Below are 8397 nucleotides of genomic sequence, written 5' to 3' on the forward strand. Positions count from 1 at the left end.
TACAACTACGAGGACTCCATCCTGATCTCCGAGCGCATTGCGCGTGACGACGTCTTCACGTCGGTTCACATCGAGGAATTTGAAGTCGCCGCCCGTGACACAAAGCTCGGGCCGGAAGAGATCACCCGCGACATTCCGAACGTCGGCGAGGAAGCCCTGCGCAACCTTGACGAAGCGGGTATTGTCTACATCGGTGCTCACGTCGAGCCGGGTGACATTCTCGTCGGTAAGATTACACCGAAGGGCGAAAGCCCGATGACGCCGGAGGAAAAACTCCTGCGCGCCATCTTCGGTGAAAGCGTCCGATGTGCGTGACGTCGCTGCGCGTGAGCCGGTGACTACGGCACGGTCGTGGAAGTCCGCGTGTTCAACCGTCACGGCGTCGAAGACAGGCGTTCGCTGCAAATCGAACGTGAAATCGAACGTCTGGCGCGTGATGCGACGACGAGATGGCCATTCTGGACCGCAACATCTACGCGCGTCTGAAAGACCTGATCATGGGTAAAGTCATTGCCAAAGGCCAGGTGTCCGGACCGGCGTGACTGTGGACGAAGAGTTGCTGTCGCAACTGTCAAACCAGTGGTGGCAGATCGCCCTCGAGACGAATTCTGCAACCATCGTCGAGGCTCTGAACCCAGTACGAGGCACAGAAACGTGCGCGAGCACCGTTCCGAACAAGATCGAGAAAGTCCGTCGTGGCGACGACCTGCCGCCGGGTGTGATGAAAATGGTTAAAGTCTTCATCGCCGTGAAGCGCAAGCTTCAGCGGGCGACAAGATGGCCGGTCGTCACGGGAACAAGGTGTTATTTCGCGGGTTGTTCCGATGGAAGACATGCCGTTCCTCGAGACGGGACACCGATTTCTGTCTCAACCGCTGGGTGTGCCTTCGCGGATGAACGTTGGTCAGATCCTCGGACGCACACCGGTTGGGCGTCCGTGGTCTGGGTCTGCAAGTGGACGAGGCTTTGCAAGTGTATCGTCGTTCGGGCGATATGACGCCTGTGCGCGACGCTCTGATTCGTCTATGGCGAAGGGTCTATGACGAAGGCTTTGCGCCGATGGATGAGGCCGATCTTCTGGAAGCAGCAGGCAATGTCACCAAGGTGTGCCGGTTGCGACCCCGTCTTTGACGGTGCGAAAGAGGCCGACATCAATGACGCGCTGCGCCGCGCGGCTTTACCTCCGGCTCCGTCTGTACGATGGCCGCACGGGTGGCTGGTTGCCCGTAAGGTCACCGTCGGCATGAAATACCTGCTGAAACTGCACCACCTTGGACGACAAAATCCACGCCCGTTCCACGGGTCCGTACTCGCTCGTCGCAGCAGCCGCTCGGTGGTAAGGCGCAGTTCGGTGGTCAGCGCTTCAGGAGATGGAGGTCTGGGCTCTGAAGCCTATTTGCCGCCTACACCTTGCAGAAATGCTCACGGTCAAGTCGGATGACGTGGCTGGACGGGCGAAGTCTACGAGTCGTCGTCAAGGGCGAAGACAACTGAAGCCGGCGTGCAGGATCCTTCATTCTTGTCAAAGAAGTCCGTGGCCTCGTATATGGAACTCCTGGACTCGGAGGGCGAGGGTAAGGGCTTCGGCCCTTCTTCTCCCTCCCTTTCCGAGACAATCTGAGGAACTCAAAATGAACCAGGAAATCACCAATAACCCGTTCAACCCGCTGACCCCGCCGAAGGTCTTTGACGAGATCAAGGTGTCGCTGGCCAGCCCGGAACGGATCCTCTCGTGGTCCTACGGCGAGATCAAAAAGCCGGAAACCATCAACTACCGTACGTTCAAGCCCGAGCGTGACGGCCTGTTCTGCGCGCGCATCTTTGGCCCGATCAAAGACTACGAATGTCTCTGCGGCAAATATAAGCGCATGAAGTATCGCGGCGTTGTCTGCGAGAAATGTGGTGTTGAAGTTACCCTTCAAAAAGTGCGCCGCGAGCGCATGGGCCACATCGAACTGGCCGCGCCTGTCGCTCACATCTGGTTCCTAAATCCCTGCCGAGCCGGATCGGCCTCATGCTCGACATGACGCTGCGTGATCTGGAACGCGTGCTCTATTTCGAAAACTACGTTGTGATCGAGACCGGTCTGACGGATCTCACCTACGGTCAGATGATGACCGAAGAGAGTATATGGACGCTCAGGACATGTATGGCATGGACGCATTCGAGGCCGACATCGGCGCCGAAGCGATCCGTAAAATGCTCTCCAACATCGACCTTGAGTCCACCGCAGAACAGCTGCGTGAAGACCTCAAGGAAGCGACGAGGCGAGCTGAAGCCGAAAAGATCATCAAACGTCTGAAAATCGTCGAGGTCCTTCCTCAGATCCGGCAACCGTCCGGAATGGATGATCATGACGGTGATCCCTGTGATCCCGCCAGAGCTGCGCCCGCTGGTGCCGCTCGATGGTGGCGCCGTTTCGCGACCTCCGATCTGAACGACCTTTACCGTCGTGTGATCAACCGGAACAACCGTCTCAAGCGTCTGATCGAGCTGCGTGCGCCCGACATCATCGTGCGCAACGAAAACGGATGCTGCAAGAATCCGTCGACGCCCTGTTCGACAACGGCCGTCGTGGCCGCGTCATCACGGTGCGAACAAACGCCCGCTGAAGTCGCTCTCCGACATGCTCAAGGGTAAACAGGGTCGTTTCCGTCAGAACCTTTGAAACGCGTCGACTTCTCCGGCCGTTCGGTGATTGTGACCGGTCCCGGACTGAAGCTGCACCAATGTGGTCTGCCGAAGAAGATGGCGCTCGAACTGTTCAAGCCGTTCATCTATTCGCGGCAAGCCAAAGGTCTGTCTTCGACCGTGAAACAGGCCAAGAAACTGGTCGAAAAAGAGCGTCCAAGTCTGGGACATCCTCGACGAGGTGATCCGCGAACATCCGGTCATGCTCAACCGTGCGCCGACGCTTCACCGTCTCGGTATTCAGGCGTTTGAACCCACGCTGATCGAAGGGAAAGCGATCCAGCTTCACCCGCTCGTCTGTTCTGCGTTCAACGCCGACTTTGACGGGGACCAAATGGCTGTTCACGTGCCGCTCTCTTGAGGCACAGCTCGAAGCCCGCGTCCTGATGATGTCCACGAACAACGTGCTGTCGCCTGCCAACGGCGCCCGATCATCGTGCCGTCGCAGGATATGATCTTGGGCCTCTACTACATCACCATGCAGCGTGACGGGATGAAGGGTGAAGGCATGATCTTCTCCGACATCGAAGAGAGTCGAATACGCGCTTGAACGCTGGCGAAGTGCATCTGCACGCCAAAATCACCGCGCGGATCAAACAGATCGACGAGCACGGCCAGAGGTTCAGGAACGTCTGGACAACCCCGGTCGCTTGCGCCTCGGCTCCTGCTGCCGCTCAACGCAAAGCGCCGTTCTCCTTGGTGAACCGGCTTCTGCGGAAGAAAGACGTGCAGCAGGTCATCGACACCGTCTACCGTTACTGCGGTCAGAAAGAGTCCGTGATCTTCTGTGACCAGATCATGACCATGGGCTTCCGCGAAGCGTTCAAGGCGGGCATCTCGTTCGGCAAGGACGACATGGTGATCCCTGACAACAAGTGGACCATCGTCGACGACACCCGCGATCAGGTGAAAGACTTTGAACAGCAGTACATGGACGGCCTGATCACTCAGGGCGAAAAGTACAACAAAGTCGTCGATGCCTGGTCGAAGTGTAACGACAAGCTCACCGAAGCCATGATGTCCACCATTTCGGCGGCAAAAGTGACGAGAATGGCGCCGAAATGGAACCGAACTCGGTTTACATGATGGCCCACTCCGGTGCGCGTGGCTCGGTGACTCAGATGAAACAGCTGGGCGGTATGCGCGGTCTGATGGCGAAACCTTCGGCGAGATTATCGAAACGCCGATTATCTCGAACTTTAAAGAAGGTCTGACCGTGCTCGAGTACTTCAACTCGACCCACGGTGCTCGTAAGGGTCTGTCGATACCGCGCTTAAAACAGCGAACTCCGGTTACCTGACCCGTCGTCTTGTGGACGTGGCACAGGACTGCATCGTGCGCAGGTCGATTGTGGCACCGAACGCGATCACAGCGGAAGCTGCGGTCAACGATGGTGAGGTGGTGGCCGCTTGCCGAACGTATCCTGGTCGTGTCTCCGCGGATGATGTCAAACCCGGCACAGACGAAGTGCTTCGCAGAACAACTGATCGACGAGCGCAAAGCCGATCGGTCGAGGAAGCGGGTGTTCATCCATGCGCATCCGCAGCCCCTGACCTGTGAGGCCGAAGAGGCGTTGCGCCATGTGCTACGGTCGTGACCTTCACGCGGCACCTGGTCAACCAGGTGAGGCCGTCGGTATCATCGCGGCAGTCCATCGGTGAACCCGGTACCAGCTGACGATGCGGACCTTCCACATCGGGGGTGGCGCAGGGTGGTCAACAGTCCTTCCAGGGCCAACCAAGAGGCAAGGTCGTCTTCCAAGCCAACTTGCTTGAAACGTGCATGGCGAGAAAATCGTCATGGCCGGAACATGTCCATGGCCATGGTCGACGAGCATGGTGTGGAGCGCTCGTTCAAACTGGGTTACGGGACCAAGGTGTTCGTCAAGAGGCGAATCAAGCGCGGCGACAAACTGTTCGAATGGGACCCCTACACCTTCCGATCATCGCGGAAAAAGCGGGTGAAAACGAAATTCGTCGATCTGACTTTCTGGCCGTGCGTGAAGAACCGATGATGCAACCGGTGACGCAGAAGATCGTGTCGGACTGGCGCTCCGGCCCAAGGCGGCGATCTGAAGCCGAGTTCTCATTCTGGGCGAAGACGGCGAACCGGTGCGCAACGACGCGGGCAACCCGGTGCCTACCGATGTCCGTGGATGCCATCCTCTCGGTTGAGGACGGTCAAGACATCGAAGCGGTGACGTTGTTGCACGTATCCCGCGTGAAGGTGCGAAGACCAAGGACATCACCGGTGGTCTGCCGCGTGTGCTGAACTCTTCGAGGCCCGTCGTCCGAAAGATCACGCGATCATCGCGAAATCGATGGCTACGTCGCTTTGGCCGCGACTACAAGAACAAGCGTCGCATCTCCATCGAGCCGGCAGATGAGTCCTGGAGCCGTGGAATACATGGTGCCAAAGGCAAACACATCCCTGTGGTCGAAGGCGACTTCATTCAGAAGGGTGAATATCTCATGGACGGCAACCCGGCGCCGCACGACATCCTGCCATCATGGGTGTCGAGGCTTTGGCTGATTACATGATCGACGAAGTGCAGGACGTGTATCGTCTGCAAGGTGTGAAGATCAACGACAAGCACATCGAAGTGATCGTCCGCCAGATGCTGCAGAAATGGGAAATCTGACCCGGTGACACCACGCTTCTCAAAGGCGAAACGTCGATAAGGTCGAGTTGAAGAAGCCAACGCGAAAGCCGAGAGCAAAGGCGGCCGTCCGCAAAGGCAGCCGATCTTCTTGGGATCACCAAAGCTTCGTTGCAGACTCGTTCGTTCATCTCCGCTGCGTCGTTCAGAGACCACACGCGTTCTCACCGAGGCCTCTGTTCAGGGCAAACGACAAGCTGGTCGGCCTAAAGAGAACGTCATCGTGGGTCGCCTGATCCGGCGGGACCGGCGGTGCGACAAGCGGTGCGCCAAATCGCTCCCGAACGCGACAATGTGTGATTGAGAAGCTCGTGCAGAGGCCGAAGCGGCCGCAGCCTTGGCCGCACCGGCGGATGATGTTCTGCGGACGCTGGACGCCGCACCCGCTGAAGCTCCGAGCGACGGTAAATCTAACGATAAGATATGAAAGGGCCCGGACGCGGGGCCTTTTTGCTTTGAGTAGCGTTGGCACGGCGAGGCGTTGTGGTGGTCACTCACGAGAGAACGAATGCTGCTAATACGGGCGGGGCTGCCGCCTTTTCCATGTGATGCTTAGCGCTCATCTTCCTCGACGTTTGTGCCGCGTTTTTCGCCCACCGCTTTGATGTAATCGGCGCAGCATAGATGATGTAGCTCCATCACACGGGGCACCGCTGCGGATCTGCGCGTAGACGGCCTCGAAACGGTTCGAACCTAAGGGCTTTCGCCATCATATTCGTCATTGCGGTCATGCCATTTCAAAGAATTCTTCGCTATGGCGCATTCCTGCGCAGCGGGCAACATTCCCTGCTTGAGCCTACGCTCTCGATCCACTTGGACATAGTGGTTTAGCTGGCTCCATCATGGGTGATGCAGCGGGCTTGCTCTCCATTCGGGCAAGTTCAAACGCCCGCCCATTGCGGCCCATCGTTGGGCGGCCACCCCCGTCCCTCAAATTCGGCGCGCGGCCCTGAGGAGCTTTGCGAAAGCGGGCGGTTAATACAAAAGCTTTTGAAGAACCCGTTGGAAAGCTGTTGGTCTTGGCTCCTCGAAGGTCTGATGTAAACGTATCCGCATAGGGTCAACCCCGAGTGCCGAAGACCTTCCATGCACCTGCAAACCCGCAAACCGGTCGTTCCTTGCGTTGAGACAGGACCGTGCGATTGCCGAAAGGGCGTCTCATCGCTCGCAGATGAACAGCCAGTTCTTCCCTCCACAGGATGGTCGCGCATGGTGTCCAAACCTGTACCTTCACGGGCAGCCCGGCTCCGGGCACAGCTCATGCTCCGGCACCACGGCATGGGCCAGAACGCGATCTCTCGGCGTGAGTGGTCGTTCTAGCGCATGTGGACGAACAGGAACCTCATCAAATCCGAGCCTTTTCTGCATGCGAATTTCACTCCTAGCTGAAATGGCCACTGACCGGACGCTTTCGCGACGTGTATCTCATGGGTGTGCCCTTTGAGCCATGCACGCACAGGGTTTGCGGTAAACCACTTCTTCAACGCGTGCGCGATGGTAGCGGGTCTGGGCGGCGCAATGAAGGTGTTGCCAGATGGCAGTCAGACAACAACGCGGCGGCTCCGGTCATGGTGCCTCGATGGCCGCCTTTACCATCAACGACTCTTTATGAAGGGCGTTCTGGCGCAGCTGCCCCTGTTTCAGGCCATCTTTCTGCCTGCTTGGCAATGTTGTCTGGTCTTTGCAGTGGTGCCGCTCATGGGCCGGTGAAGTTTGATCTGTCACGCCGCGACTGGGTACTCGTGATGGACGCTCGCTCTGCGAGATCGGTGCATTCCTGTTCCTTCATGCCGTCGCAATATGCGTTTTGCCAATGCGGTGGCTGAACAAATGGCACCACTGCCATCGCATCGCAGGGTGCTCGGTCTCGCGATCCGTTGGGTTGGCGGCGCACGGGGATTGGTGTGCGCTTTCCGGTTTGATCGTGCGCCCAGCACAAACGGCGGAGCGGCATGGATCATTCGTTCTGGGCGTTGAGTGCGGTGGTCTTCATACCTGCGTGACTATTTCGTGCGAGCCATTCGCCCAATGTTCCTACGGCTACGGTGACCTCTTTGCCGTCCTGTTCGTACCGCGGGGCAGCGGGCGTGGCTTCGCTCAGTGCGGAATGGGTTCCTGTGAAATGGGGCCGGATTGATCTTCGCGGCGCTGCTGTTGATCGTGGGGTATGCCTTGTCGGTGGTTGGTGTGCGTATCCGACCTGCATCTCGCGCGTATCGCTAACAAGCCTTGTGTGGGCTGGTTCGGCTTGTTTCTTTGGCGAATGGCCTGATGGGTCCTTGCTGGTGCGGCCATCATCGCGGCCACGGGCTCTTTACGGGCTTCGCGAGGCGCAATGGCTCGCCGTCGAGGTAGGACTGAAAGGCGCCCAGACCACAAGACAGGGTGATCACTCCTCGCGCGACAGCACCTGTTGACATGGGGTCCGAACCTCCGCCACAACCGCGCCCAATCCGACTCTATAGGGCTATCCCGGAAATCGCCGAATTCAAATCGTAGTGATCAAGGTCCGTTACCGCTTTTTGGTGCCGACCTCTGGGAACTCACCGCGTCGTTCCTCGGAATGGGAACGATTGCGGGTTTTGCGTTATGCGAACCTGTATCACGCAGCGAAATCACCGCCGGCGTCGTCGCCGTAGCATCTGAGTTAGGAACGGGAATAGCCCATGCCAACGATTCACAGCTGATCCGCAAACCGCGTCAGCCCAAAGTCAAGCGTTCCAAGTCCCAGCACCTGGAGCAATGCCCCCAGAAGCGTGGCGTCTGCACACGCGTCTACACCACCACCCCGAAAAAGCCGAACTCCGCTATGCGGAAAGTTGCGAAGGTTCGCCTGACCAACGGTTACGAGGTGATCTCCTACATCCCCGGTGAAAGCCACAACCTTCAGGAGCACTCCGTGGTTCTGATCCGTGGCGGTCGTGTAAAAGACCTTCCGGGTGTGCGTTACCACATCCTGCGCGGTGTTCTGGATACCCAGGGCGTCAAGGACCGGAAGCAGCGTCGCTCCAAGTATGGCGCGAAGCGTCCCAAGTAAGCACACCAGG

At 58.2% G+C, this 8397-nt stretch carries 1 protein-coding gene and 2 pseudogenes; all 3 read left to right on the forward strand.

Translation table 11 applies throughout. The annotated features are described in order from the left end of the window. Positions 1 to 1621: pseudogene (locus tag ACN5KJ_RS20320) on the forward strand (DNA-directed RNA polymerase subunit beta); the annotation flags it as partial. Between the two features lie 10 nt (positions 1622 to 1631). Beyond that, positions 1632 to 5777: pseudogene (gene rpoC / locus ACN5KJ_RS20325) on the forward strand (DNA-directed RNA polymerase subunit beta'). Between the two features lie 2232 nt (positions 5778 to 8009). Then, on the forward strand, positions 8010 to 8387 hold the full coding sequence (gene rpsL, locus ACN5KJ_RS20330) for a 30S ribosomal protein S12 (RefSeq protein ID WP_418596017.1): 378 nt from the start codon (positions 8010 to 8012) through the stop codon (positions 8385 to 8387). Positions 8388 to 8397 lie beyond the last annotated feature (10 nt).

The sequence above is a fragment of the Ponticoccus sp. (in: a-proteobacteria) genome, from assembly GCF_048381735.1.